This window comes from Nocardiopsis sp. iso_40, from assembly GCF_056173285.1.
In genome coordinates this window covers 4,073,388-4,099,003 of sequence record NZ_CM149666.1, presented here as the reverse complement: position 1 = coordinate 4,099,003, position 25,616 = coordinate 4,073,388, and the positions used below count along the sequence as shown (strand labels likewise).

Sequence of the window (25,616 nt, the reverse complement as noted above, 5' to 3'; positions counted from 1 at the left end):
CGGCCGAGCGGGGCCCTTCGTCGCCTCTCAGGCGTGCACGCCCTCTCAGGCGCGGCGGAAGGTGAAGGCCACCCCGAACTCCTCCGACTCCGCGGAGTGCGGGGCGTCCTCGCCCGCTCCGGCCACGAAGGTGTCGGCCAGGACCTCACCGGCGATCATCCGACCGTGCTCGGACAGGGTCTGCCTGACGACCTCGTCCTCGGCGGCCCACCACACGCGGATCCGGTCGGACACGTCCAGTCCGCTGTTCTTACGGGCCTCCTGGAGCATCCGGACCATCTCGCGGGCCAGACCGGCCCGGCGCAGCTCCGGGGTCAGCTCCAGGTCCAGGGCCACCGTCTCCCCGGACTCGGAGGCCACCGCCCAACCCTCACGGGGCTGCTCGGTCACCAGGACCTCGTCGGCGCTCACCTCGACCGGCTCGTCCTCGACCCGCACCTGGGCCCAGCCGGTCCCGCGCACCTGCTCGACCAGGACAGCCGGGTCGGCGGCCTGGATAGCCTTGGCCACCAGCGGCGTGCGCTTGGCGAACCGCTTGCCCAGAGCACGGAAGTTCGGCTTGACCACGTAGTCCACGAGGTCGCCGCCGACGGTGGACAGCGCGTCCAGCCGGGCCACGTTGAGCTCGTCGGCCACCTGGGCGCGCAGCTGCTCCGGCAGTTCGGTGAAGCCCGGGGCGCCCACCAGGGCGCGGGCCAGCGGCTGCCGGGTACGCATGGCCGAGTCCACGCGGGCGGACCGGCCCAGCTCCACCAGACGACGGGTCAGCGCCATGTTCTTCGACAGGTCGGGGTCGATCAGTTCCTCGTGGACCTGCGGCCAGGACGCCAGGTGCACCGAGTCCGCGCCCTGCGGGCGGCGCAGCGCCGACCACACGTGCTCGGTCAGGAACGGCACGATGGGGGCCATCAGCAGGGTGACGGTCTCCAGGGCCTCGAACAGCGTCGCGAAGGCCGCAGCGCCCTCCGGGGTGTCGGCACCGCCCCAGAACCGGCGCCTGGAGCGGCGCACGTACCAGTTGGACACGTCGTCCACGAACGCGGTCAGACGGCGCCCGGCCCCGGTCGTGTCGAAGGCGTCCATGGCCTCGGTGACGTCGCGGACGACCTCGTTGAGCTCGGACAGCAGCCACCGGTCCAGTAGCGGGCGGTCCTGCGGGGCGGGGGCGTCGGCCAGCTTCGAGTGGTTCCAGCCGTTCCCGGCGTTGGCGTACAGGGTGAAGAACGACGTGGTGCTGTAGTAGGTCAGCAGCACCTTGCGGACGATCTCCTCCAGGGCGGAGTGGCCGACCCGGCGGGCCGTCCACGGCGAGCCGCTGGCCAGCATGAACCAGCGCAGGGCGTCCGCGCCGTGCTGGTCCATCACCGGGATGGGCTCCATGACGTTGCCCAGGTGCTTGCTCATCTTGCGGCCGTCCTCGGCGAGGATGTGGCCGAGCACCACCACGTTCTCGAACGAGTTGCGGCCGAACACCAGGGTGCTCACCGCGAGCAGCGAGTAGAACCAGCCGCGGGTCTGGTCGATCGCCTCGGAGATGTACTGCGCGGGGAAGTTGGCCTCGAAGGTCTCCTCGTCCCGGTGCGGGGCGCCCCACTGGGCGAACGGCATGGAACCGGAGTCGAACCAGGCGTCGATGACCTCGGGCACGCGGCGGGCGACCCGCTCCTCCTCGGGAAGCGAGGGATCGGCGTCGGGGTCGGGGATGACGACGTCGTCGACGTAGGGGCGGTGCGGGTCCAGGTTGGACAGGTCCCGGCCGCTGAGCTCGCTCAGCTCCTCCAGCGAGCCCACGCAGATCTGGCGGCCGTCGGGGAACTCCCAGATCGGCAGCGGGGTGCCCCAGTAGCGGTTGCGGGACAGCGCCCAGTCGACGTTGCCGCGCAGCCACTCGCCGAAGCGGCCCTCCTTGACGTTCTCCGGCACCCAGTTGGTGACGTCGTTCTGCGCGAGCAGCTCGTCCTTGATCGCGGTGGTGCGGATGTACCAGGAGGGCACCGCGTAGTAGAGCAGCGCGGTGTGGCAGCGCCAGCAGTGCGGGTAGGAGTGCTCGTAGTCCAGGTGGCGGAAGAGCAGGCCGCGGTCCCTGAGATCGCGGACCAGCGTCTTGTCGGCCTCCTTGAAGAACGCCCCGCCCACCAGCGGGAGCTCGGCCTCGAAGGTGCCGTCGGGGCGGACCGGGTTGACCACGGGCAGGCCGTAGGAGCGGCAGACCGTCATGTCGTCGGCACCGAAGGCGGGGGACTGGTGGACCAGACCGGTACCGTCCTCGACCGTCACGTAGTCCGCGAGCACCACGTAGTGCGCGGGCTCGTCGAAGGGCACCAGGTCGAAGGGGCGCTGGTAGGTCCAGCGCTCCATCTCGTCGCCCTCGTAGCTCTCACCGGTGAGCTCCCAGCCCTCGCCGAGGACCTTCTCGAACAGCGGACGGGCGACCAGCAGCCGCTCGTTGCCGTCCGTCGCCACCACGTACTCCACGTCCGGGTGCACGGCCACGGCCGTGTTGGACACCAGCGTCCACGGGGTCGTGGTCCACACCAGCATCGAGGTGGGGTGCTCGGGGGAGGCCAGCGGGCCCGAGGTCACCGGGAAGCGCACGTACACCGACGGATCGGTGACGGTCTCGTAGCCCTGGGCCAGCTCGTGGTCGGAGAGCGTGGTGCCGCAGCGCGGGCAGTAGGGGCTGATCCGGTAGTCGCGGACGAGCAGGCCCTTGTCCCAGATCTGCTTGAGCGCCCACCAGACGGACTCCACGTACTGCGGGTCCATGGTGCGGTAGGCGTCGTCCATGTTCACCCAGTAACCCATGCGCTCGGTCATGGCGGTGAACGCGTCCACGTTGCGCAGGACGGACTCGCGGCAGCGGTCGTTGAACTCGGCGATGCCGAAGGCCTCGATGTCCTTCTTGCCGCTCAGGCCCAGTTCCTTCTCCACGGCGACCTCGACGGGCAGGCCGTGGCAGTCCCAGCCGGCCTTGCGGTCGACGTGGTAGCCGCGCATGGTGCGAAAACGCGGGAAGACGTCCTTGAAGGCGCGGGCCTCGACGTGGTGCACACCGGGCTGACCGTTCGCGGTGGGCGGGCCCTCGTAGAAGACCCAGTTCTCGTTGCCGCGGGTCTGGTCGAGCGACCGCTGGAAGACGTTCTCCTTCGACCAGCGGCCGAGGATCTCGCGCTCCGTCGCGGGCAGGTCGATCTGGGCGGGCAGTTGGGGCAGCGCGCGGGATTCGGGCCGGGGGTCGTCGGTCACCGTCGTACCTTTCTCCATCAGGGGTGTTCCTGACGGAGGGACGAGGCGGAGCCCCGCGGTACCACCCTCCTTGGAGCCGCGACCGGATCCGCTGGGCGGATCGGCTGCGGATCCCACTTCGTTGGGTCCGTGCCGGTTCTACTGGGGTGCGCCGTGACGCACGCGGGCACCTGTTCCTCCGGCTGCTCCGGGGTGATCTTCGCGCTGGTCGTTGCCCCCGGGCTCACACCGTCCCCGGGTCGCTTGGTCGGCACAGCCGCCTCTAGGCTGTGTCCGTCCGGTCGGGGCCAGCGTTACTCGTCCCCATCGACACACCGTCAGGATAACGCAGTGCGGCCAGGTGCGCCGCGGATCAGTTGAGGGAGCGGCCGTGGCGGAGCACACGCGGGGCGCGGTCCTGGTGACCCTGCCCGAACGCGAGGACGCGGAGGAGCTGGCCGAGCAGCTCCTGGAGCAGGGGTACGAGCCCTGCCGGGTGCACCGGGACATGCTCGCGGGTGAGGACGACGCCGAGGACGTGGACTGGGTGATCGAGGTGCTGACGGGGCCGCACGGGGGCCCGGCGGTCTTCGACGAGCCCCACCTGCTGCTGCTCGCCGAGGACTACGGCGGCTTCGCCGTCGCCGAGTGACCGCGTGCCCGTGCGTGCGGGCGCGGCCGCCCGGAGCCGTGCGGCCCTGGCACCGGGCGGTCCCGACGGTCAGGATGGGTCTTCATGACGATCCGTGAGGCACACCCCGACGACGCCCCGGCCATCGCCGGGGTGCACGTCCGTTCCTGGCAGGCCGCCTACCGCGGGATGATCCCCGACTACGCGCTGGAGAACCTGGACCCCGAGCGCCTGGCCGGGGTCTGGTCGAGACGGCTCACCGGCGACTTCACCGCCCCCGGGGCCGGGGTGCTGGTCGCGGAGGAGGGCCGCGACGTGGTGGCCTTCGCCGGTTTCGTGCCGGGCCCCGACCCCGAGGACGGGGCCCGCTCGGTGGTGGACCTGGAGACCTTCTACTCCGTCCCCGAGGTGTGGGGGTCGGGGACCAACCGGAGGCTGGCCCGTGCCCTGCACGAGGTGATGGCCCAGGGAACGGCCGACCAGGCCGTGTTGCGGGTCCTGGTCGCCAACGCCCGTGCCCGGCGCTTCTACGAGCGCCAGGGCTGGTGGGACACCGGCACCGTCGCCGACGAGAAGATCCTGCGCGGAACCCTCGTGGTGCCCACGGCCCTGTACCGGCGCTCCCTGTGAGGGCTCCCGCGCCGCCGGGGCGCCCCCGTCGCCTCGGCGGACGCACCGCCGGGATCATTGCCTCGGGGCGGTGGATTGCCTAGGCTTCGCGGCACTACCCACGGCCTTGCCGAGGGGGAGATCCCGCAGATCAGAATGGACGCGGGGAGACTGTGGGACGCGTGGAGGGGGAGTGCGATGAAGGCCACCGAGGCGGCGGCGCTGCCGGTCCGGCCGGGGGAGGAGCCCTGGACACCGGAGGAGCTTGCGCAGGTCCGGAACCAGTTGCAGAGCGAGATCGCGGCGCAGCGGGAGGAGCTCCGCGAGATCGAGGACGAACTCGCGGACCGGCTCACCGACCCGGTCGAAGGTGCGGGGGACGACCCCGCGGACGTCGGTGCGAAGACCTTCCAACGCGAACACGATCTGGCGTTGGCCTACAATACTCGTGACCTGCTCGCCAAGAGCGAGCGGGCGATCGAACAGATGGACGCGGGGACCTACGGGGTCTGTGACTCGTGCGGTCAGGCCATCGGAAAGGCACGGCTGCAGGCCTTTCCGCGCGCCACCCTGTGCGTCACCTGCAAACAGCGCGAGGAGCGTCGCTGACTGAGGTAGAGCCCTCCGGGGACAGCAACATGACCACGACCGACAACACCGCAGCCCGGCCGCGCAGGTACCTGATCCTGCTGCTGGTCGCGCTCACCGCGATCGTCGCCGACCTCCTCACCAAGGAGTGGGTGCTGGCCTCCTTCTCCCAGGGCGAGCGCCTCGACATCATCGGCGATTTCGTCCAGTTCACACTGGTGTACAACACCGGGGCGGCGTTCTCGCTCGGCACCGGTTACACCTGGGTGTTCACCGCGATCGCCACTCTCGTGGTCCTCGTGATCGCCTACCTCGGCTGGCGTGTGCGCAGCCTGTGGTGGGGCGTCACGCTCGGGCTGATGATGGGCGGGGCCGCGGGCAACCTCGTCGACCGCTACTTCCGCGGCGAGACGCCCGGCACCGGAGCGGTCGTCGACTTCATCAGCGTCGGAGACTTCCCGGTCTTCAACATCGCCGACTCCTGCGTGGTGGTCGGAGCCTGCCTGGTGGTGCTGCTGACCTTCAGGGGCCTCAACCTGGACGGGACGATGGTCGCGGACGAGGCGCCCGCCCGGAAGAAGGACGCCGACACCGGTGGCAACGACGAACAGGGACAGGGCGCATGAGTGACACAAGGAGCCTCCCCGTCCCCGACGGCCTGGAGGGCGACCGGCTCGACGCCGCGATCGCGCGGATGTTCGGGCTCTCCCGGACCCGGGCCGCGGAGCTGATCGGGGACGGCGGCGTCCTGCTCGACGGCGCCGAGGCGGGCAAGTCCGACCGCGTACAGGCCGGGGCCTGGCTGGAGGTCACCCTCCCGCCGCCGCCCACGGCCCCGGTGCCTCGCGCCGAGGCCGTTCCCGGCATGCGGATCGTGCACGAGGACACCGACATCATCGTGGTGGACAAGCCGGTCGGCGTGGTCGCGCACCCCACGGTCGGCTGGACCGGGCCCAGCGTGCTGGAGGGTCTGCTGGCCTCCGGCGTGCAGTTGGCCACCAGCGGTGCCGCCGAACGCCAGGGCATCGTGCACCGCCTGGACGCCAACACCACCGGCCTGATGGTGGTCGCCAAGAGCGAGACCGCCTACAGCGTGCTCAAGCGGGCGTTCAAGGAGCGCACCGTCGACAAGCGCTACCACACGCTGGTCCAGGGCCACCCGGACCCGCTCCGGGGCACCGTCGACGCCCCCATCGACCGCCATCCCGCGGGGGACGGACGCTGGGCCGTGGTCGCGGGCGGCCGCCCCTCGGTGACGCACTACGACACCCAGGAGGCCTTCCGGGCCGCCAGCCTGTTGGAGATCAAGCTGGAGACGGGGCGGACCCACCAGATCCGGGTGCACATGGCCGCGCTGCGCCACCCCTGTGTGGGTGACCACCTCTACGGCGCCGATCCCACCCTCGCCGAACGGCTGGGCGTGCGCCGCCAGTGGCTGCACGCGGTACGCCTGGGCTTCGACCACCCCACCGAGCACCGCCCGGTGGAGTTCTCCAGCCCCTACCCCGAGGACCTGGAAGCCGCCGTGGACAAGCTCCGCGAGGACTAGACCCCCTCCCGGGCACGATCCTTCCGCCGTCCGCCCCCGACCGGGGCCGGGCGGCGGACGCGTAGGACCCCCTGGCACAGGGCCGCGCCCAGGATGATGACGGCCGCGCCCAGCGGCTGGTTCCAGCTCAGGGTCTCGCCGAGCAGGAGGACCCCCGCGGCGACCGCCACCACCGGGACCACGTAGGTGACGGTGGTGGCCACGGTCGCCCCGGCCGCGCGGACGACCGCGTAGTTCAGGATGTAGGCGAACCCGGTGCCGAACACCCCCAGCGCGGTCACCGCCAGGGCCGCCCGCCAGGTCAGCTCGGTGGGCAGGTCGGTGGTCAGCGGAGCGATCACGAGCAGGGGGAGGGTGCCGAGCAGCATCTGCAGGGCGCTCAGCTCCAGCGCGGTGTGCGGGCTGCCCGCGACGAACCTGCGCAGGTAGGGGGTGCCGATCCCGTAGCAGACGGTGGCGGCCACCACCAGCAGCATTCCCAGCACGGCGTCGTCGTCGGCCACGTTCACCTCGGCCAGGGAGTTCCACACCCCGAAGACGGTCAGGACACCGAGGAAGCCGATGCCGAGCCCGAGGACGCGGCCGCGGTCGGGGCGCTCGTCGGACAGGATCAGCATCGCGAACACCACCCCGAACAGCGGGGTGGAGGCGTTGACGATCCCCATCAGCGCGGACGGGATGAGCTGTCCGGCGTACCCGAACAGGGTGAAGGGGACGGTGTTCAGCAGCAGGGCGGCCACGAACACGTGCCCCCACAACCGGGGCGAGGACGGTAGGCGACCGCCGCGCAGGAACAGGACCGCGAGCAGGGGCAGGGCACCGGTGGCCATGCGGCCCAGGGAGAGCTGGACCGGGGCGAGGACCTCGGCGCCGGTCCTGATCAGGACGAAACTCATCCCCCAGATGAGCGCGAGGAGTACGAACTTGGCGCGCCAGCCCGGGAACGGGACGCGGGTCGGGACCGGGGCTGGGGCGGAGGGCTCCGCGGCGACGGGAAGAGTGGACATGGGATGTTTCTATCCTTGCCCGATGCCTTAGGTCTACTTCGTATTTCTTAAGGTGGATATTAGAGTTTCTTACATGCTCAGTGTCGACCGGCTCCGCGTCCTGCACGCCATCGCCGCCCACGGCTCCCTCAGCGCCGCCTCCCAGGCCCTGCACGTCACCAACTCCGCCGTCTCCCAGCAGCTCGCCAAGCTCGAACGCGAGGTGGGCCAACCCCTGGTCGAACGCAACGGGCGCGGCGTACGCCTCACCGACGCCGCCGAACTCCTCGTCGAACACACCTCGCGGATCCTGTCCCTGGTCCACCGTGCGGAGGCCGACCTGGAGGCCCATCGGGGCGACGTCACCGGTCACCTCCGCCTGTCCGCCACCCCCACGGCGGTACGCGGACTCCTGCCCGCGGCGCTCCCCGCCCTACGCGAGGCCCACCCGGGTCTGCGCGTCGAACTCCAGGAGGAGGAACCCCACGAGAGCATCCCCGCCATGGTCAACGGAGACGCCGACCTGGCCATGGTCGTGGACTGGATGGGTTCCCCGCTGACCCTGCCCCCGGGGATGACCAGGGCCTCGGTCATGGAGGACGTGGGCGACATCGCCCTGCCCGCGGAGCATCCCCTGGCCCACCGCGAACTCCTGGAACTCGACGAGATCCTCGACCTCCCCTGGATCAGTTGGACCAAGGGGTCGATCTGTGACGACTGGCTGCACGGCATCATCCGGGGCCGGGGCGCCGAGCCCACCGTCGTGCACAACGTCGAGGAACACCAGACCAAGCTGGCCCTCGTCGCCGCCGGGATCGGCGCGGCCGTCATGCCCAGGCTGGGGCGCGGCCCCCTGCCGGAGGGGGTGCGGGCGGTCCCGGTCCAACCCGCGCTGGTCCGCCAGGTCTACGTGTTCTGGCGCAGCGAGGCCTCCCGCAGACCCGCGATCCGTGCCGTCGTGCGCGCCCTGCGCGAAGCCGCGGGGACCTACACGGACGGGCCCGGACCCGGCTGACCCCGGCGGAGGGTCCGGGACGGGGCGCGCGGCCCCGCCCCGGACCCGGCTCACCCCTGCTCGCCCAACAGGTCCGACATGGTCGCGGTCGGGCTGATCACCTCCGGGTCGGTGCGTACGTCCACCAGGGTCGGCAGGTCCGAAGCCACCGCCTCGGCCAACGCCTTCACCAGCTCCTCGCGAGTGTGCACGGTGGCTCCGCGCGCCCCCAACGCCCGGGCGTAGCCCGCCAGATCCAGGGGGCCGCTGATCTCGGTTCCGGCGATCCTGCCCAGTTCGCGGGCCTGGTGCATGGCGATCGTGCCGTAGAGCCCGTTCTGGAACACCACGACGGTGATCGCCGCGCCGTTGCGCACCGCGGTCTCCAGTTCCTGCCCGGTCATCAGCGCGCCGCCGTCGCCCGCCACCGCCACGACCGTCCGCCCGGGTGCGGCGATCTTCGCGGCCACCGCCGCGGGGACGGCGTAGCCCATGGCCCCGCTGGTCGGCGCCAACTGGGTGTCCGGGTGCCGGAACCACCAGCCCCGGTGTAGGAAGGAGGCGAAGTTGCCCGCGTCGTTGGTGATCAGGGTGTCCTCGGGCAGGGCCTCGCGCATACCGGCGACCACCGCCCACGGGTGCATACGGCCGCTCCGGTGCTCGGCCGTCCCGGGCGGGACCGCGGTGCTCTCCACCCACACCCGTCGGGCTCTGCTCCAGTCCCGGTAGGACACTCTGACCGGAGCCTCGGACAACGCGCGCAACGCCTTCCCGGCATCGGCGACCGCCCCGAACCACACGTCCCGGCTGGCACCGATCTGCCCGGGGTCGATGTCGATCTGCGCCACCCGGGTGCGCCCGTCGGACTCGGGCAGCCGGTACCCCTGGGTGGTGGTCTCGCTCATCCGGCACCCGACCACCAGGACCGCGTCCGCGTCGGCCAGGGCACCCAGCACCGCGTTCGGCGCCCCTAGCCCGAGGTGCCCGAGATAGAGGGGGTGGTCGTTGGGGAACACGTCCTGTCGGCGCCAGGCGGCGTACACGCCCGCGCTGTACCGCTCGGCCACCCGGACCAGGTCCTCGCGTGCGGACCGGGCCCCGCCGCCCGCGATGATCACCGGGCGCACCGCCCGGGCGAGCCAGTCGGCCAGCCGGTCGCGGTCGTCCTCGCCCAACGGGGGCCGGGGCACCGCAGGGGGGCGCGGTGCCGGTCGGCGGTCGACCCGCTGGCCGAACAGGTCGCCCGGTACCGCGATGGACACCGGGCCCGGCCGGCCCGTGGTGGCGATCCGGATCGCCCGCGCGGTGGTCTCCGCCAGCCGGTCGGCCCGGTGCACGGTGGTGGACCATTTGGTGATCGGTGCGTAGAAGGCGGTCAGGTCCACCTCCTGGAAGGCCTCACGTCCCAGTCGCTCGGTCTCGGCCTGGCCGAGGAACACGATCATGGGTGTGGAGTCCTGCATGGCGGTGTGCACACCCACCGCCAGGTTGGCCGCGCCCGGGCCCCGGGTGGCCGCGGCGACGGCGGGGACACCGGTGAGCTTGGCCTCGGCCTCGGCCATGAAGGCCGCGCCGCCCTCGTGCCGGGTGGAAACCAGCGCCATCTCCGGGTGTTGGTCGATGGCGTCGGCGAGTTCGAGGAAGCTCTCGCCGGGGACGGTGTAGCACCGTCTGATCCCGGCGGCTGCCAGGACCTCCACCGCCGCTTGGGCGGCGGTGTCGGTGGGGGGCTGGGGCCGTTGTGCGGCAGGGGCCATGGAGGCGGGTCCTTCCATCGTCGCAAGGTCCACTCGGTGCGCCCCGGAGCCAGGGTGTGCCCCGGAACACATGCGGCTGACTCTGGCAGGCGGCCCATGGCCGGTCAAGAGCGGCCGGAACCGCCTGTGGACAACTCCGCCCAGCCCGTACCTAACCGACTCCCAGCGCGCGCACGGCCGCGGCCGTACCGGCCGCCGCGACGACCACCACCAGGAACGGGGCGCGCAGCACCAGGGCGAGCAGGGCTGCCCCCACCCCGGCCATACGGGCGGTGTCCCAGACCAGGGCCTGGCCGTCGCCCAGCGCCTGCACGGCGATCAGCGCGGCCAGCAGGGCCAGGGGGACGGCCGTGGCGAACCTCCGCAGCCACGGATCGTCCAGCAGGCGGCGGGGGGCCGCAAGACCCGCGTACTTGAGCAGGTAGCACCCGGCGGCGGTGGCGACCAGCGCGATCCACAGCGTCATGGCCGCGCCCCCTCGGAGGCGTCGGACTCCTGGGAGCCGTCGGACCGCTCGCAGGTGTGCCCCTGCCCGGGCGGTCGACCGCCGTCCCCGACGAACGACAGCAGCGCGGCGGAGGCGGCCAGCAGCACCGGCACCCCCGGCGGCAGGAACGGGGTGGCGGCCAGTGCCAGCCCCGCGCCCAGACCCGCGATCAGCCAGGTGCGCGGGCCGCCCTCGCGCAGTCGGGGCCACAGCAGTCCCAGGAAGATCGCCGGGCCCACCGCGTCCAGTCCGAACGCGTCGATGTCACTCACCCGCTCCGTGGCCAGCGCACCCACCAGGGTCGTGGCCACCCAGAAGCCGCCCAGGACCGCGTAGGTCGTCATGAAGGCGGTACGGGCGGACTCCCGGTCCGGCTGGACCAGCGTCACCGCGGTCGTCTCGTCGATCACCCCGTGCGCGGCCAGCGCACGGCGCGCGCCCCGGTACCCCAGCACATCGGCCAACCGCAGCCCGTACAGGGTGTTGCGGGCGCCCAGGAGCAGGGCGCCCAGTGCCCCGGCGACGAGGCTTCCGCCCCCCGCGATCACCCCGACCAGGGCGAACTGGGAGGCGCCGGTGAACATGAACAGGCTGAGGAACAGGGCCTGCGCGGGGGACAGCCCGGCGGCCACGGCCGCGGTGCCGAAGGCCAGACCGGCGGCGCCCACGGCGACGCCGATGCCCAGGCTGTCCCGGACGGCCGGGGAACGTAGTTGCGACAGGATCTTCACGTTCGCCCACGTTAGGCGGGTAAGGGTGACCCGTCTTGAACGTTCTTGCGCCGCGGTGCCCGCTGCCCCGGGCCCGGGGCAGGCCGGTTCAGGCCCGGTGCAGGGCGCGCTGGTAGGCGACGGGCGGCACGCCCAGATGGCGCCGGAAGTGCCGGGTCAGGTGCGGCTGGTCGGCGAACCCGACCTCCGCGGCCACCTCGCCCGCCCGGCGCCCCTGGAGCAGGAGCGCCCTGGCCCGGTTCACGCGCATCTGGTTCAGGTAGGCGTGCGGGGGCAGTCCGTAGGCGGCCCGGAAGGCACGCGACAGCGCGAAGGGGCCCATCCCCGCACGCGCCGCCAGCTCCTCCAGGGTCGGCGGGTCCACGAGGCGCTCGGCCAGCAGTTCCCGGACCCGGGCCACCTCGGGCCGTGCCGTGTGCGCGCCGTCCTCCGTGCCCCGCTCGCGCCCATGCGACCGCAGCAGCATCGCGATGCCCTGTCTGGCCAGGGAGGACGCGGTCAGGCGCTCTCCCCGCTCGGCGGCCAGGTGCGCCCCCACCAGTACCCGCGAGACCTCGGGCGCGTGGATTCCGGAGGCGGTGAACCCGGGGGTGCCCCGCATCCCCAGCTCACGGCCGATCCCCTCGACCACCTCGGGGGCGGGGTAGAAGACCCGGTACCCCCACCCCTCGGGAACCCCCGCGTGCCCGGTGTGCACCTCGTCCGGCCCGACCACGGCCAGCCCGCCCGGCCCCACCCGTGAGCGCCCGCCCGCGTGGGAGTACTCCTCGATACCGCCGGTGATCATGCCGATGGTGTACGTGGGGTGCGTGTGCCTGGTGAAGGACGTGGTGACGAAACGGGCGGTGAGCAGTTCGGTGTCGGGCAGCCCGGAGAAGCGCCAGTACCGCGCCCGCTCCACACGCGGGTCCTCGACGGTGGGGTGGACTTCGCTGGGCAGTTCCATACGTCCAGGTTAGGGCGGGCGGAGCGGGACGGTGGGGGAGAGGGGCACCTGGCCGGGACCGGGTGCGGAACCCGTCGGCCCGCGCGGATATCCTGCGCGGATGAGCAAGCCACAGATTCGCCGGGTCCTGGACGAGCGGGACCGCGCGGCCGTCTTCGTGATCAGGGGAGCCGTGTTCGTCGCCGAGCAGCAAGTGCCCATCGAGGAGGAGTGGGACGAGCGGGACGTCACCGCCGACTTCCTCCTCGCCCTGGCGGACGGGGTGCCGGTGGGCACGGTCCGCCTGGTGGACCAGGGTGACGGTTCCGGGCTCCTGGGCCGGATGGCCGTCCTGCCCTCGGGGAGGGGGAAGGGTACGGGTGCCGCGCTGGTCCGCGCGGCAGAGGACCTGGCACGCGAGTCCGGGCTCGACCGCGTGGAGCTGCACGCGCAGACCCACGCCCTCGGCTTCTACGAGCGGCTGGGATACACCGCCCACGGTGCGGAGTTCATGGACGCGGGCATCCCCCACCTGCACATGGAGCACAAACTCGGCTGACCCGGGCGGCCTCCGCGGCGGCCCCGGTCCCCGCAGGTGTGACGGGGAGCGCACCGGTCCCTTCCTCTTCCTGGAATACTACCGAGTAGGATTCGGTTTTGACGGTGGCGTCCCCCGGCGTGCCCCCCCCCGCACGCCCCAGCCAGCCGATAACGAACACCGACCCGACGAGGAACAGATGACGGTCAACACGCAGCCGGTCACCGAGAGCCCCGACGACCCCCGAGCCTTCGGGCTCCCCCTCGTCGACGCCCACTCGCTCCCCGCCGAACTGCGTACGTTGGTCTCCCGGGTCCACGACCTGGTGGACGCCGTCGCCAACACCGAGGTCGACACCGACACCCTCGCCGAGACCGCCGCCACCGTCGAGGGCCTGACCGACCGCCTCAACGTCGCCCGCCGTCAGATCGGCACCATGGTCCGCCGCGAACTCGGCGACGGCACCACCATGGTCGGCACCATCACCAACATCGTCGAGGGCGAGACCAACCCCGCTGCCCCGCAGCTCTTCCTCGACCGCACGGACGAGGGCCTGCGCGCCGAGGTCACCCTCAACACCGTCTACCAGGGCCCTCCCGGCCTCGTGCACGGCGGCTGGATCGCCGCCATGCTCGACCAGGCCGTCGGCAGCGTCTCCTCCGTCGAGACCAGCCCCGGCCTGACCGCGAAGCTGGAGATCAACTACCGCCGTCCCACCCCGCTGTTCACCCCGCTGGAGATCACCTCCTGGGTGGAGCGGGTCGAGGGGCGCAAGGTCTTCGTCGCCGGTCGGATCCGCGCCCACGGCCAGGTCACCGCCGAGGCCACGGCCCTGATGATCCGGGTCGAGGCGGACGAGTGACCCGGTACCCGGGGACGCGCCCGCTCGGCGCGGCCCCGCCGTTGTAGTACCATCCTCCCCATGACCCACCGCTATTTCGTGTTTAGCAAGCCGACGGGCCCGTCGGCCGCTTCCACGTAGGCGGAACCAGGGGAACGTCGGCAACAGAGCACTCGGGCAGCGCCCGGTGCTCTTTCGCTTTTCCGGGCGGCCGACGCCCCGCACCCCCGTACCTCGGGGACGTACGGCCGCACCGCGCACCCGTACGCACCGAGGAAGGGACCCACCGTGCACGAACGCCACATCCCGCGGCGGACCGACGAACACATCGCCCACCTGCGCGGCCGGATCGACGTACTGGACGCCGAACTCGCCGGACTCCTCGAACGCCGCGCCCTGGTCGCCGCCGAGGTGCAGCGGCTCAAGCCGGTCGGCTACTTCGCCGGACGGGACATGGAACGCGAACGCCGACTGGTCCAGCGGATGGCCGAGTACGCGCCCCGCCTGGGACCGGACCGCCTCGCCGCCATCATGGACCGGGTGATCAGCGCCGGACTCGACGCCGCCCAACAGGAGGAAGCGCCCACGCCCTGACCGGGGGGGCACGGGCGCGGCGACCCGGCCGTCGCGGACCGGCCCGGCGCCGGTCCGCGACGTTCTCCGCGGGTGGCGCCTACCGGACGACGTCCACCCAGACCAGGCGGTGGTCCGAGCTGGGGAAGGGGTAGTCCCCGGTCAACCGGAACAGCGGGTCGTCCACCGTCGGCCAGAACACACCCGAACCCCGCGCGGGCAGCGAACGCGACGGCAGCACGTAGTCCACCCGCAGGTTGCCCGGACCGGGCTCGTCGGCGAAGTCGGCGCTGTCCAGTTCCGGAGCGCCCCCGTGCCCCCCGTTGGCGCCGCCCTGACGCTCGGCGGCGCCGCGCCCGCCCTGGCTGGAGGGGCGCACGTCCACGACGTCCCGGTGCTCCAACAACTGGGTCACGGCCTCCGGGTGCCCGTCCCCGTCGTTCGGGTCGGCGTTCAGATCACCCGCGATCACGAAACGCGACCCCGGTGCCAGTCCTCCTTGGACGCCCGCGTCGTCGTAGACGTACGAACCCGCGCGCGGCCTCACGTAGTCGGCCCAGAAGCGGATCTCGTCGTGGTTGCGGGCCACGTTGCGCTTCTCGGGACCGTCGAAGGCCGGCGGTGTGGGGTGGCTGGCCAGCAGGTGTACCGGACGGCCGCGACCCGTGTCGATCGGCAGGTCCCAGTGGCTCTTGGAGGACAGCCGCAGCACCTCCAGGGCCTCCTCCGAGTAGTACGGCTCACCGGTCCCGGGGTCGGTGGGCAGCATCGCGCCCGGCATGTCCGCCCAGCGGAAGTTCCGGAAGGTGCGCACCCGGTCGGTGAGGATCGGGTACCGCGAGTACACGACCATCCCGTACTGGCCGGGGAAGAGACCGTAACCGAAGGCGTCCCCGGTGTACCCCGGAGCGCCCGGCTCGGTCACCGACTCACCGTTGCCGTCCAGGTCCGCCCCCGAGGCCACACCCGTGTTGACCGGCGCGGTGTACACGTACGGGTACTCGATCGGCTCCGCACCGTTCTGTTCCACGGACAGGTAGTTGTCCTGGAACCGCCGGGGACCCGCGCCCTCCTCGTCGTAATCGAACTCGTTGACCAGCAGCACGTCGGGGCGCACGTGCTGGATGATCTCGGCGACGTTGCGGGCCTGCTCGCTGTCGGGGGTGGCGAGCTCCTCGGCCAGGGCGCCCTGTTCCGGGCGTTCCAGCGCGGTGTTGAAGGTCGCGAAACGCACCTCGTGCGCCCCCGGGGGTCCGGGGACCGAAGCGGACACGGCCCCGGAGGCAGGCATCGCTACCAGGGCGGACGCTGCCAGGACGAGGGTGGCGGTGGAAGCGGCTCTGCGGGGCGCTGCGGTCACGGAGGCGATCCTCTCAGCAGGAGTGGGCAGGGCGGTCGTGGCACACCGACCGGCCGGAGGCTAACAGGCGGGTGTGGCCGGACGGTGTACCCCGGTCGTCCGAACACCCGTTGCGGCGCGGGGGTGTGCCGCTCCCCAGCCACGACCCGCCCTTTCTCCCGCGAGTCCGGCGCCGTGATCCGGGCCGTCCCTGCCACGACCGGACCCCGGAGCGCCGTCGCGGGGGTCGGCCGGTTGTCCACAGGCGTCCCCGAGAGTCACCGGAAAGTCGTAGTCTCAGGAGTCAACACCCGTCCGTCTACCCGCCTGGGGGCACCCGCGTCATGGCCGACTCCTTCGCACATCTGCACGTCCACACCGAGTACTCGATGCTCGACGGGGCGGCGAAGCTGAAGCCCCTCTTCAAGGAGGCCGCACGGCTGGAGATGCCGGCCGTGGCGATGACCGACCACGGCAACATGTTCGGGGCCTACGAGTTCTACCAGCAGTCCAAGGGATCGGGCGTCAAGCCCATCATCGGTATCGAGGCCTATGTCGCACCCGAGTCGCGCTTCCACAAGAAGCGGGTCTTCTGGGGCCGCTCCAACACCTCCGACGACGCCTCCGCAGAGGGCGGCAAGGACATCTCGGGCGGTGGCCGCTACCTGCACATGACGATGCTCGCCCAGAACGAGCAGGGGCTGCGCAACCTGTTCCGGATGTCCTCCCTGGCCTCCGTCGAGGGCTACTACATGAAGCCCCGGATGGACCTGGAGCTGATGGCCCAGTACAACGAGGGCATCATCGTCTCCACCGGCTGCCCCTCCGGCGGTGTGCAGACCCGCCTGCGGCTGGGGCAGGAGAAGGAGGCGATCGAGTACGCCGCCGGGCTCCAGGACATCTTCGGCAAGGAGAACGTCTTCCTGGAGCTGATGGACCACGGCGTGCCCATCGAGAAGGAGGTCCGCGACGGCCTGCTCAGGGTGGGCCGTGAGCTGAACATCCCGCCGCTGGTCACCAACGACTCCCACTACGTCTACGAGTCCCAGGCCTCGGCGCACGACGCCCTGCTGGCTGTGGGCGTGGGCAAGAACCTGGACGACCCCACCCGGTTCCGGTTCAACGGCTCGGGCTACTACCTCAAGACCGCGGACGAGATGCGCGGGCTGCTCAACTTCGACGAGTGGGCCCAGGGCTGCAAGAACACCCTGCTCATCGCGGAGCGGATCGACGCCAACGCCTACGACAACGTCTTCGCCCACCGTGACCTGATGCCGGAGTTCCCCATCCCGGAGGGGGAGACCCAGGCCTCCTGGTTGGCCAAGGAGGTCGAGCGGCTCCTTCCGACGCGTTATCCGAACGGTGTGGGCGACGACGTCCGCCGGAGGGTGGAGTTCGAGCTCGGCATCATCAACGAGATGGGCTTTCCCGCCTACTTCCTCGTGGTCTCCGACATCTGCCAGTACGCGCGCAAGGCGGGCATCGCGCTGGGCCCGGGGCGGGGCTCGGCGGCGGGCTCGATGATCGCCTACGTCCTGGGCATCACCGACCTGGACCCGCTGGAGCACGGTCTGCTCTTCGAACGGTTCCTCAACCCCGAACGTGTGACCATGCCCGATGTCGACCTCGACTTCGACGAGCGTAGGCGCGGCGAGATGATCGACTACGTCACCCGCCTGTACGGCGAGGAACGGGTGGCGCAGATCCTCACCTTCGGCACCATCAAGGCCAAGGCCGCCGTGAAGGACTCCACCCGCATCCTGGGCATGCCCTACTCGGTGGGCGACCAGATCACCAAGGCCTTCCCCGCGGCGGTCGGCGGTAAGGAGATCCCGCTCGACGCGGTGTTCAACACCGAGAACGAGCGGTACACGGAGACCGCGGAGCTGCGCAACCTGGTCGACAACGACCCCCAGGTCTCCAAGGTCATGGAGACCGCCCGCGGTATCGAGGGCCTGACCCGTGGCACCGGTGTGCACGCGGCCGGTGTCATCCTGTCCAAGGAACCCCTGCTCGACGTCATCCCGCTGCACAAGCGAGACACCGACGGCGCCATCATCACCGGCTTTCCCTACCCTCAGTGCGAGGACATGGGTCTGCTCAAGATGGACTTCCTGGGCCTGCGCAACCTGACGATCATGGACGACGCGGTCAAGAGCATCAAGGAGTCCGAGGGGGTCGACATCGACCTCATCAAACTTCCGCTGGACGACAGGAAGACCTACCAGCTCCTCTCCCGCGGTGACACCCTGGGCGTGTTCCAGCTGGACGGCGGCGCGATGCGCAACCTGCTCAAGCGGATGGAGCCGAAGAAGTTCGGTGACATCGCGGCCGTCCTGTCGCTGTACCGGCCCGGTCCGATGGCGGCCAACGCGCACAACGACTACGCCGACCGTTCGAACGGCCGCCAGGAGATCACTCCGATCCACCCAGAGCTCAAGGACGCTCTGGAACCGATCCTGGGGGAGACCTTCCACCTGCTCGTGTACCAGGAGCAGATCATGGCCATCGCCCAGCAGTTGGCCGGGTACACGCTGGGCGGCGCCGACCTGATGCGGCGCGCCATGGGCAAGAAGAAGAAGGAGGCCCTGGAGGAGGAGGAGGCCAAGTTCTTCCCGGGGGCGATGGAGCGCGGCTTCTCCCGGGAGGCCGTCCAGGCCCTGTGGGACGTCATGCTCCCGTTCGCGGGCTACGCGTTCAACAAGTCGCACGCCGCCGGGTACGCCCTGGTCTCCTACTGGACCGCCTACCTCAAGGCCAACTACCCGGCCGCGTACATGGCCGCGCTGCTGACCTCGGTCAGCGACGACAAGGACAAGATGGCGGTCTACCTGGCCGAGTGCCGGACCCAGGGCATCAAGGTGCTGCCGCCGGACGTCAACGAGTCGGGTCTGCGCTTCACCCCCGTGGGCAGGGACATCCGTTTCGGGATGGGCGCGGTGCGCAACGTGGGCGCCAACGTGGTGAACTCGATCGTCAGGACCCGTACGGAGAAGGGCAAGTACTCCTCCTTCACCGATTTCCTCGCCAAGATCGAACTCGCCGCCTGCAACAAGCGCGTGGTCGAGTCGCTGATCAAGGCGGGCGGGTTCGACTCGCTCGGCCACCCCCGACGCGAGCTCTACCGTCACCACGAGACCGCGGTCGAGGGCATGATCAGCTCCAAGAAACAGGAGGCCCACGGCCAGTTCGACCTGTTCGGCGGCGGGGACGACGACGGCGACTCCACCCCCATCGGCCTCAACATCCAGTGGGGTGAGGAGGAGTGGGACCGCAAGACCAAGCTGGCCTTCGAACGGGAGATGCTGGGGCTGTACGTGTCCAGCCACCCGCTCGCGGGTGCCGAGCGGGTCCTGGCCCGGTCCAGGGACACCTCGATCGCGCAGATCGTCGCTGGTGAGATGGCCCGTGAACGCGGTGAGGTGCGGATCGCCGGGCTGATCTCCAAGGTCGACAAGCGCACCAACAAGGCGGGCAACCAGTGGGCGATCGCCACGGTCGAGGACCTGGACGCCAGCATGGAGGTCCTGTTCTTCCCCAAGACCTACCCGCTGTACGTGGAAGCCCTGCTGGAGGACACGGCGGTCACGGTCAAGGGGCGGCTCAACGACCGGGACGGCACCTGGTCGATGTTCGCCTCGGAGATGTCGATCCTGGACATCTCACACGTCACAGAGGGGGAGCCGCCGGTGCTGCTGACGGTCGCGGAGGATCGCCTGAACCCGGAGTTCATCGACGACCTGCGACAGGTGCTGGACACCCACAAGGGCGAAACCCCCGTGCGTATCCGGGTGGACAACCCGGTGCGCTCCCGGATCTACGCCGTGGACCGCTACTCGGTACGGATCTCCCCGGAGTTCAACGGTGAGATGAAGAGCCTGTTGGGGGCGTACGCGGTCGACTACTGACCCCGTGGGGCCGTCGTCGGCTGGTCCCGGCCCCCGTGTGCGGTGATGCACACGGGGGCCTTTTCCGTGTCCGAACCCTTGTCGGGCGATAGTTAAAGATATATCTTTGATCTATCGAGACAGTGAAGGACTGTCGCGGAATGTCTACAGAGAAGAGAACGACATGACTGCCATGGCACTTCCCGGGCCCTGGTCCTGGGGCGGGCGGCGCACCGGGCGCCCCCGGCTGCCCTGGGCCTGGCGGCCCACCGGCGCCCCCCGGGCGCACCTCGGGCACGACGACCACCACGGCTCCCGGCGGGACGGGTTCGGGCACCCGCCGCCCCCGCCCCCGCCGGGGCCATCGGGACCCCCGCCCCCGCCGGGACCGCCGTGGGAGGGCCCCGCCGGTCCCTTCGGGCCCGGTGGGCCGATGGGCCCCGGCGGCCCCTTCGGACCCGGCGGCCCGTTCGGGTACGGGGGCGGCCCCGGCGGCGGCCGGGGCGGGCGGCGCCGCGGCGGCCCCAGGGCCAAACGCGGCGACGTGCGCACCGGAATCCTCATGCTCCTGGCGGAGGAGGAACGCAGCGGCTACGAGATCATCCGTGAGGGCCGCGAACGCAGCGGAGGGAGCTGGCGCCCCAGCCCCGGCTCCGTCTACCCCATGCTCCAGCAGTTGGAGGACGAGGGCCTGGTCGAGCAGGCCGAGGGGCAGGGCCGCCGACGCCCCTACAAGCTCACCGAGGAGGGCGTGGCCTACCTCGAAGAGCGGGGCGCCGAACTCACCCCGCCGTGGGAGGCGGGCGCCGACGCCTACGCGGACGCCCGATCCCACTACGAGGAGGTCGGCAACCTGGCCTACCAGCTCGCGGCCGCGGCCTCCCAGGTCGCCCAGGCCGGCACCGCCGATCAGCTCGAACGCGCAAAACGGCTCCTGTCCGATACCCGGCGCGGCCTCTACCTGATCCTGGCCGAGGAGGACGTCCCCGCCGACCCGGCGGACACCGGGGAGCCCGGTGGCGGGCCTCCCGGCTCGGCCGGGGGCGCCCGGCGGGGCTGAACCCCCGCCGGTACACGACGGCACCGGGGTCCGGGACGGCGCGCACACCCTTCCAGGCCCCGGTGCGGCGCGCCCCTACTCCCCGGTGACGCCGTCGGCGAGCTCCCGCAGGACGTCCAGGTGCCCGTTGTGCCGGGCGGTCTCCTCGATCATGTGCATGAGCACCCAGCGCAGGGTCGTCCGCCCCCTGCGGTCCGGGACCCGGCGGGAGGAATTGCCCAGCTCCAGGTGGGAGGTGATCTCCCGGGAGCGCTCGCACTGGGCGGCGTACTCGGCGAGGAGTTGGTCCAGGGGGCGCTGCGCCCCGGCCCTGAACTCCCCGTCGGGGTCCTGGGCCGAATAGGGCGCCGTGTCGGGTTGGTTGAGCATCACCACCTCGAACCAGAACGCCTCCACCCAGCGCAGATGGGACACGATCCCGCCGATGGTGGACATCGGTGACGTCGGCAGCGGGGCGGAGGCGGAGAGCCCGTCGGCCAGGCCGGCGCATTTGCTGTGTACCGTGGCCCGGTGCCAGTCCAGCCAGGCGAGGAGCATCGTGCGCTCGTCGGCTGCCATGGGAGGATCGACACGCTCGGACGGGGTCAGGGGGCTGCTCTTGTCGCTCATGGCGGTATTGTCCTTCGGGTCATGCCCGGTATCCACTGTTTTTCGGCAGGCTCGGGCGGCGACGGCGAGGAGCGGGTGATGGCGGAACAGAGCGGTACGGGAGCGGCGGGGCCCGGGCGCGGACTGGCTGTGGGAGCGGCCTTCCTCGGGGGCTCGGTCCTCCTGGGAGCACTCCTGGGACCGCTGTGGTGGTGGCTCGCGCCTCGCCCCGAGGTGGTGGCCCTGGACGGGGGCGGTGTCTTCACCGGTGCTTCCGAGGACGTCTTCGCCGGTGAGGGCTACTTCGTCCTGATCACCGCGGCGGCCGGGCTCGTCACCGGCTACGGCGCCTACGTAGCCCAGTTCTCCCTGGCCCGCAAGCGCTTCCAGGACCTGCGCCTGACCGGTCTGATCTCGGGTTTCCTCGGCTCCGCGGCGGCGTCCCTGCTGGTCTGGCGGATCGGGACCGCCCTGGACGCCCCCGCCCGCGAGGCGGTCCTGGCTGCCGACCCCGGGGACACGGTCACCGCGGCCCTCCAACTCCAGGCCACGGCCTTCCTGGTGGTGTGGCCCTTCGTGTACGTCCTCCAGTACGGTCTCCTGGACGCCCTCAGCCTGCTGCGCGGCGACCAGCCCGGCGTCCCAGAACCCGCTCGCTCCCAGGGCGGGAACGGGATCGGTGGGGCCGGGGGCAAGATCGGCGACGACGTCGTCGGGCCCGACCGCGGACCGGACGCCTCCGGCCCGCGCACCCAGGACCCGCACCCGCGGGACTCGCGCCCCCAGGGGCCGCCCGGGACGGCGGCGACCCCCTCCGCCGAGGTCGAGGAGTCGCCGGTCGCAGCGGAGGGGGACAACCCCGGCCCGGAGGGACGACGGGGCTGAGTCCGGCCCTCACAGGGACTGGACGGAGCCCTCGTACATCCCGTCGAGCAGGTCGCGGTACCTCTCCTCCACCGCTCTCCGCCGCATCTTCAGGCTCGGCGTGATCTCCCCCTGCTCCACCGTCAGCTCACTCGGCAGGATGGCGAAGTCCTTGATGGTCTCGTGCCGGGGCAGGTCCTCGTTGAGTTCGTCGATGGCCTCCTGCACCATCGCCCGGACCTTGGGGTCCCTGGTCAGGCCCGGGTACCTCAGCGTGCCCAGGCCGTTGGCCTCGGCCCAGGCCCCGATCGCCTCGGGGTCCAGGGTGACCAGGGCCACGCAGTAGGGGCGGCGGTCGCCGTGCACGACCAGGTTGCCGACGTAGGGGCACAGCGACTTGAACCGGCTCTCGATGCTCTGGGGCGCCACGTACTTGCCACCGGAGGTCTTGATCAGTTCCTTCTTCCGGTCGGTGATCCGCAGCCGGCCGTTCTCCAGCACCCCGATGTCGCCGGTGGCGAACCAGCCCTCCTCGTCGAGCACGGCCTCGGTGGCCCCGGACAGGTTGTGGTAGCCGCGCATGACGCTGCCGCCGCGCAGCAGGACCTCGCCGTCCTCGGCGATCCTGACCTCGGTCCCCGGCAGGGGCATGCCCACGGTGCCGAAGCGCACCTGGCCGGGCCGGTTGAGGAAGGCGCCGGCGGAGGTCTCGGTCAGCCCGTAGCCCTCCAGGATGGTGATCCCGGCGCCGTAGAAGAACCGGCCGATCTCCGGGGCCAGGGGCGCGCTGCCGGACACGAAGAACTTCAGGCGTTCTCCGAAGCGGGCGCGCAGCTTGGCGAACACCAGACGGTCGGCGATCCGGTGCTGGGCGGCCAGCAGTCCGGTGGGCTCCCTGCCGTCCTCCTTCACCCGGGCCACGCGGTCGCCCACGCCGACGGCCCACCGGAAGATCCGGTACTTGGTCGGACCGCCCTCCTTGGCCTGCATGACCACCCTGTTGAACACCTTCTCGAAGATGCGCGGGGCGGCCGCCATGAAGGTCGGCCGTACGACGGCCAGGTTGTCCACGATCCTGTCGACCCGGCCGTCCACCGCGGTCTTGTAGCCGATGCGCAACTGGCTGACCTGCATGACCTTGCCGAAGCTGTGGGCCAGGGGCAGCCACAGGTACTGCACGTCGTCCGGGGTCAGCATCTCCCAGCCCCGGGCGCGTGTCTCCTCGTCCATGATCCTGAGCGCCTCGGCCTCGTACAGCCAGTTGGCGTGGTCCAGACGTACCCCCTTGGGGCGGCCGGTGGTCCCGGAGGTGTAGATCAGTGTGGCCAGGTGGTCCGGTTTGACCGAGGCGACCAGCTCGCCGAACAGCTCCGGCTTCTCCGCGTGCAGCTCGGCACCCCTGGCCTCCAGTTCGGCCAGGCTCATGACCCAGTCGTCGTCACCCCCGGCGTCGCCCTCGAAGGCGATGACCCTGGAGAGTCCGGGCATGGCACCGCGCTGCCCCCTCAGTTTGGCGACCTGCTCGTCGTTCTCGGCGAAGGCCACCATGCTGCCGGAGTCGGAGACGATGTAGGCGCAGTCGGGCGGGGGCGAGGAGGGGTAGATGGTGGTGGACGCCCCTCCCGCGCACAGGATCGCCAGGTCGGCCAGGATCCACTCGACACGCGTGTTGGCGGCGATCGCGCAGCGGGCCTGTGAGGTCACACCCAGCGAGTGCAGGCCCAGTGCCATGTCGCGCACGCGGTCACGGGTCTGGGTCCAGGTGAGGGTCTCCCACTTCTCGCCGGAGCCGGTGGGCGAGGGGACCGGATAGCTGAACGCCTCCCGGTCGCCGGATTCGGCGACGCGGGAAGCGAACATGTCGGGGACGGACCGAAAGGGGGATGGGGTGTTGTCCATGTCACAAAACTACCCCTGGGTAGGAAGGGCGGCAATACTCGGTGGCCGCGTCAGCTGAGGTCCGCCGCCCCTGTGTCCCAGGGGATTCCGGCACGGGGGCGGAGACACCGCCAGGCATCAGGACCGGTCCGGTGCGCCGGTCAGGCCGCGCCGATCGGGGCGGTGACCGCCTCGGTCAGCGCGATCAGGTCCTTGGGGGTCAGCTCCATCTGCAGTCCCCGGCGTCCGGCGGAGACGTAGACCGCGCGCAGCCCGGTGACGGAGGAGTCGATCACCGTCCGCAGCCGCTTGCGCTGCCCCAGCGGGCTGATCCCGCCGCGTACGTACCCGGTGATCTTCTCGGCCCGGGCCGGTTCGGCCATGACCGCCCGCCTGCCCCCGACCGCCGCGGCCAGGGCCTTGAGGTCGAGCGAGGTGCTCACCGGGACGACGCCCACCGTGAACACGCCGTCCACCTCGGCGACCAGTGTCTTGAACACCTGCTCGCGGGGCACACCGATCGCGTCGGCGGCGTCGGCTCCGTAGGAGTGGCCGTCACCGCCCGCCACCTCGTAGGGGTGCAGGGTGTAGGTGGTCTTGGTCCTACCGGCGGCCACGGTCGCGGGCGTGGCTTTTCCACTCATGGGGTACCTGGGCCTTCCACTTCTCGGTACGTCGAACCCTCCGGGCAGGTTACCGCCCTAGTTGAAGGAGACGCCGTTGTTGAGGAAGGGACCCGCGGGGAGATTGGGGAGGGTGGGGGTGGCCACGATGCGGTTCTCCCTGCGCAGGAAGCGAGCGGCCACGGCCAGCCGGGTCGCCGCGTCCTCGGCCTCCAGCAGACGCTGCTTCTCCGCCTGGTCCAGCACGATCGAGGCCGACACCGCGTGGGACAGGGCGATCGCGTCACGGGGCAGGTCACGCGAGGTCTCGGGGGCCATCCCGATGGAGGACAGCCGCTGGCAGTACACCTCGTACATGTCCCGCACCTGCTCCGCGTGTTCCTCGGCGTCGGGGCCCAGCAGTTCGGGCAGCAGCGCCACCGAGGCGGTGGAGTAGTCGTCGGGGGAGGAGGCGTCGACCTCGGACAGGTCGGTGACGGTGAACCGGGTTCCGCCCTCGATCACCAGGTCGTAGCGGCCGTCCTCGTAGGTGCGCACGTCCCGCACCACGGCCGTGCAGCCGGTCGCGCTGACCAGCGGGAGCGTGGGGTGGGTGCTGGAACCGGCGGTGCTGGGCACCCCGGTGTCCGCGCCGCCCGCACCCTGCCCGGACTCGCTGGCGACCTCGTGCCCCAGTTCGATCCACACGACGCCGAACCGGGCCGGGCCGCGCTCACGGCCGCCCGGTTCGCCTCCGGCCAGGGTGGGGCCGAGCAGTTCCGAGACCAGCCGACGGTACCTCTGCTCGAAGACGTGGAGAGGGATCGTCATACCGGGGAACAACACGGTGTTCAGCGGGAAGATCGGCATTGCCTCTGGCATGGTCCCAGTATGGCCCCTCAGGCCGGGAGCGCGCGGATCCGGGCGCGCGGTGCGGCGAGTCCGGGCCCGCGAGCCCGGGCGG

Annotated in this window: 23 protein-coding genes; 12 read left to right on the top strand and 11 right to left on the bottom strand. The window is 71.3% G+C overall.

Features of this window, described 5'->3' with window-relative positions; genetic code table 11:
- Nucleotides 1-45: 45 nt before the first annotated feature.
- A complete protein-coding gene (ileS, locus tag AC0VYD_RS17840; RefSeq protein WP_475480295.1) occupies nt 46-3,246 on the bottom strand; it encodes an isoleucine--tRNA ligase in 3,201 nt (1,066 codons plus the stop codon).
- 370 nt (nt 3,247-3,616) lie between these two features.
- Between ileS and AC0VYD_RS17835 the strand changes: the two genes are divergently transcribed.
- The 5 genes from AC0VYD_RS17835 to AC0VYD_RS17815 all read left to right on the top strand — a co-directional run bounded on the left by AC0VYD_RS17835 (nt 3,617) and on the right by AC0VYD_RS17815 (nt 6,602).
- Nucleotides 3,617-3,877: a hypothetical protein gene (locus AC0VYD_RS17835; protein ID WP_191272315.1), complete on the top strand. Its 261-nt coding sequence runs from the start codon at nt 3,617-3,619 to the stop codon at nt 3,875-3,877.
- Between the two features lie 84 nt (nt 3,878-3,961).
- Nucleotides 3,962-4,486 carry an N-acetyltransferase family protein gene (locus AC0VYD_RS17830; protein ID WP_475476642.1) on the top strand — a complete coding sequence of 175 codons (525 nt, stop codon included), beginning with the start codon at nt 3,962-3,964 and terminating at the stop codon, nt 4,484-4,486.
- Nucleotides 4,487-4,663: 177 nt separating this feature from the next.
- Nucleotides 4,664-5,074, top strand: a complete 411-nt coding sequence (locus AC0VYD_RS17825) for a TraR/DksA family transcriptional regulator (protein ID WP_475476641.1) — start codon at nt 4,664-4,666, stop codon at nt 5,072-5,074.
- Between the two features lie 29 nt (nt 5,075-5,103).
- A complete protein-coding gene (gene lspA, locus AC0VYD_RS17820) occupies nt 5,104-5,679 on the top strand; it encodes a signal peptidase II (protein ID WP_475476640.1) in 576 nt (191 codons plus the stop codon).
- Entirely contained in the window at nt 5,676-6,602 is a 927-nt protein-coding gene (locus tag AC0VYD_RS17815) for an RluA family pseudouridine synthase (protein WP_473038844.1), read from the top strand. Before lspA ends, AC0VYD_RS17815 begins: the two co-directional genes overlap by 4 nt.
- Here AC0VYD_RS17815 and AC0VYD_RS17810 read toward each other — a convergent pair.
- Nucleotides 6,599-7,609, bottom strand: a complete 1,011-nt coding sequence (locus AC0VYD_RS17810) for a DMT family transporter (protein WP_475476639.1) — start codon at nt 7,607-7,609, stop codon at nt 6,599-6,601. The two genes, AC0VYD_RS17815 and AC0VYD_RS17810, sit on opposite strands and share 4 nt — an antisense overlap.
- A 73-nt stretch (nt 7,610-7,682) precedes the next feature.
- Here AC0VYD_RS17810 and AC0VYD_RS17805 point away from each other — a divergent pair, with 73 nt between their 5' ends.
- Nucleotides 7,683-8,603, top strand: a complete 921-nt coding sequence (locus AC0VYD_RS17805; RefSeq protein ID WP_475476638.1) for a LysR family transcriptional regulator — start codon at nt 7,683-7,685, stop codon at nt 8,601-8,603.
- A 50-nt stretch (nt 8,604-8,653) separates the two neighbouring features.
- Here the strand turns inward: AC0VYD_RS17805 and AC0VYD_RS17800 are convergent, their stop codons facing one another.
- From AC0VYD_RS17800 to AC0VYD_RS17785, 4 genes are all read right to left on the bottom strand, one after another.
- The gene (locus AC0VYD_RS17800; protein WP_475476637.1) at nt 8,654-10,339 is read right to left on the bottom strand and encodes a thiamine pyrophosphate-dependent enzyme; all 1,686 of its coding nucleotides are present in this window, start codon (nt 10,337-10,339) and stop codon (nt 8,654-8,656) included.
- A gap of 151 nt (nt 10,340-10,490) precedes the next feature.
- A complete protein-coding gene (locus AC0VYD_RS17795; protein ID WP_475476636.1) occupies nt 10,491-10,805 on the bottom strand; it encodes an AzlD domain-containing protein in 315 nt (104 codons plus the stop codon).
- Nucleotides 10,802-11,557, bottom strand: a complete 756-nt coding sequence (locus AC0VYD_RS17790) for an AzlC family ABC transporter permease (protein ID WP_475476635.1) — start codon at nt 11,555-11,557, stop codon at nt 10,802-10,804. Before AC0VYD_RS17790 ends, AC0VYD_RS17795 begins: the two co-directional genes overlap by 4 nt.
- Before the next feature lie 88 nt (nt 11,558-11,645).
- Nucleotides 11,646-12,503 carry a helix-turn-helix domain-containing protein gene (locus AC0VYD_RS17785; protein WP_475476634.1) on the bottom strand — a complete coding sequence of 286 codons (858 nt, stop codon included), beginning with the start codon at nt 12,501-12,503 and terminating at the stop codon, nt 11,646-11,648.
- A gap of 100 nt (nt 12,504-12,603) precedes the next feature.
- Here AC0VYD_RS17785 and AC0VYD_RS17780 point away from each other — a divergent pair, with 100 nt between their 5' ends.
- The 3 genes from AC0VYD_RS17780 (at nt 12,604) to AC0VYD_RS17770 (ending at nt 14,455) form a co-directional block, all read left to right on the top strand.
- Nucleotides 12,604-13,041, top strand: coding sequence for a GNAT family N-acetyltransferase (locus AC0VYD_RS17780; protein ID WP_473038851.1), 438 nt, complete (start codon nt 12,604-12,606; stop codon nt 13,039-13,041).
- A 178-nt stretch (nt 13,042-13,219) separates the two neighbouring features.
- Nucleotides 13,220-13,882, top strand: a complete 663-nt coding sequence (locus AC0VYD_RS17775) for a PaaI family thioesterase (RefSeq protein WP_475476633.1) — start codon at nt 13,220-13,222, stop codon at nt 13,880-13,882.
- A 267-nt stretch (nt 13,883-14,149) separates the two neighbouring features.
- Nucleotides 14,150-14,455, top strand: a complete 306-nt coding sequence (locus AC0VYD_RS17770) for a chorismate mutase (RefSeq protein ID WP_475476632.1) — start codon at nt 14,150-14,152, stop codon at nt 14,453-14,455.
- 79 nt (nt 14,456-14,534) lie between these two features.
- Here AC0VYD_RS17770 and AC0VYD_RS17765 read toward each other — a convergent pair whose 3' ends face one another.
- A complete protein-coding gene (locus AC0VYD_RS17765) occupies nt 14,535-15,725 on the bottom strand; it encodes an endonuclease/exonuclease/phosphatase family protein (protein ID WP_475480294.1) in 1,191 nt (396 codons plus the stop codon).
- Between the two features lie 392 nt (nt 15,726-16,117).
- On the opposite strand from AC0VYD_RS17765, the gene dnaE reads away from it, so the two are divergent.
- Both dnaE and AC0VYD_RS17755 read left to right on the top strand, forming a co-directional pair.
- Nucleotides 16,118-19,681: a DNA polymerase III subunit alpha gene (dnaE, locus tag AC0VYD_RS17760; RefSeq protein ID WP_475476631.1), complete on the top strand. Its 3,564-nt coding sequence runs from the start codon at nt 16,118-16,120 to the stop codon at nt 19,679-19,681.
- A gap of 163 nt (nt 19,682-19,844) precedes the next feature.
- On the top strand, nt 19,845-20,720 hold the full coding sequence (locus AC0VYD_RS17755) for a PadR family transcriptional regulator (RefSeq protein ID WP_475476630.1): 876 nt from the start codon (nt 19,845-19,847) through the stop codon (nt 20,718-20,720).
- Nucleotides 20,721-20,795: 75 nt separating this feature from the next.
- Here AC0VYD_RS17755 and AC0VYD_RS17750 read toward each other — a convergent pair whose 3' ends face one another.
- Nucleotides 20,796-21,329, bottom strand: a complete 534-nt coding sequence (locus tag AC0VYD_RS17750) for a DinB family protein (RefSeq protein WP_475476629.1) — start codon at nt 21,327-21,329, stop codon at nt 20,796-20,798.
- Nucleotides 21,330-21,407: 78 nt separating this feature from the next.
- Here AC0VYD_RS17750 and AC0VYD_RS17745 point away from each other — a divergent pair, with 78 nt between their 5' ends.
- The gene (locus AC0VYD_RS17745) at nt 21,408-22,193 is read left to right on the top strand and encodes a hypothetical protein (protein ID WP_475476628.1); all 786 of its coding nucleotides are present in this window, start codon (nt 21,408-21,410) and stop codon (nt 22,191-22,193) included.
- A 9-nt stretch (nt 22,194-22,202) separates the two neighbouring features.
- Here AC0VYD_RS17745 and AC0VYD_RS17740 read toward each other — a convergent pair whose 3' ends face one another.
- The 3 genes from AC0VYD_RS17740 to AC0VYD_RS17730 form a co-directional block, all read right to left on the bottom strand.
- Complete coding sequence (locus tag AC0VYD_RS17740) at nt 22,203-24,071, bottom strand: AMP-dependent synthetase/ligase (protein WP_475476627.1); 1,869 nt, start codon at nt 24,069-24,071, stop codon at nt 22,203-22,205.
- A 140-nt stretch (nt 24,072-24,211) separates the two neighbouring features.
- The gene (gene ybaK / locus AC0VYD_RS17735) at nt 24,212-24,694 is read right to left on the bottom strand and encodes a Cys-tRNA(Pro) deacylase (RefSeq protein ID WP_473038859.1); all 483 of its coding nucleotides are present in this window, start codon (nt 24,692-24,694) and stop codon (nt 24,212-24,214) included.
- Between the two features lie 57 nt (nt 24,695-24,751).
- Nucleotides 24,752-25,534 (bottom strand): LON peptidase substrate-binding domain-containing protein, encoded by a 783-nt coding sequence (locus AC0VYD_RS17730; protein ID WP_475476626.1) that lies wholly within the window; start codon nt 25,532-25,534, stop codon nt 24,752-24,754.
- Between the last annotated feature and the right edge of the window lie 82 nt (nt 25,535-25,616).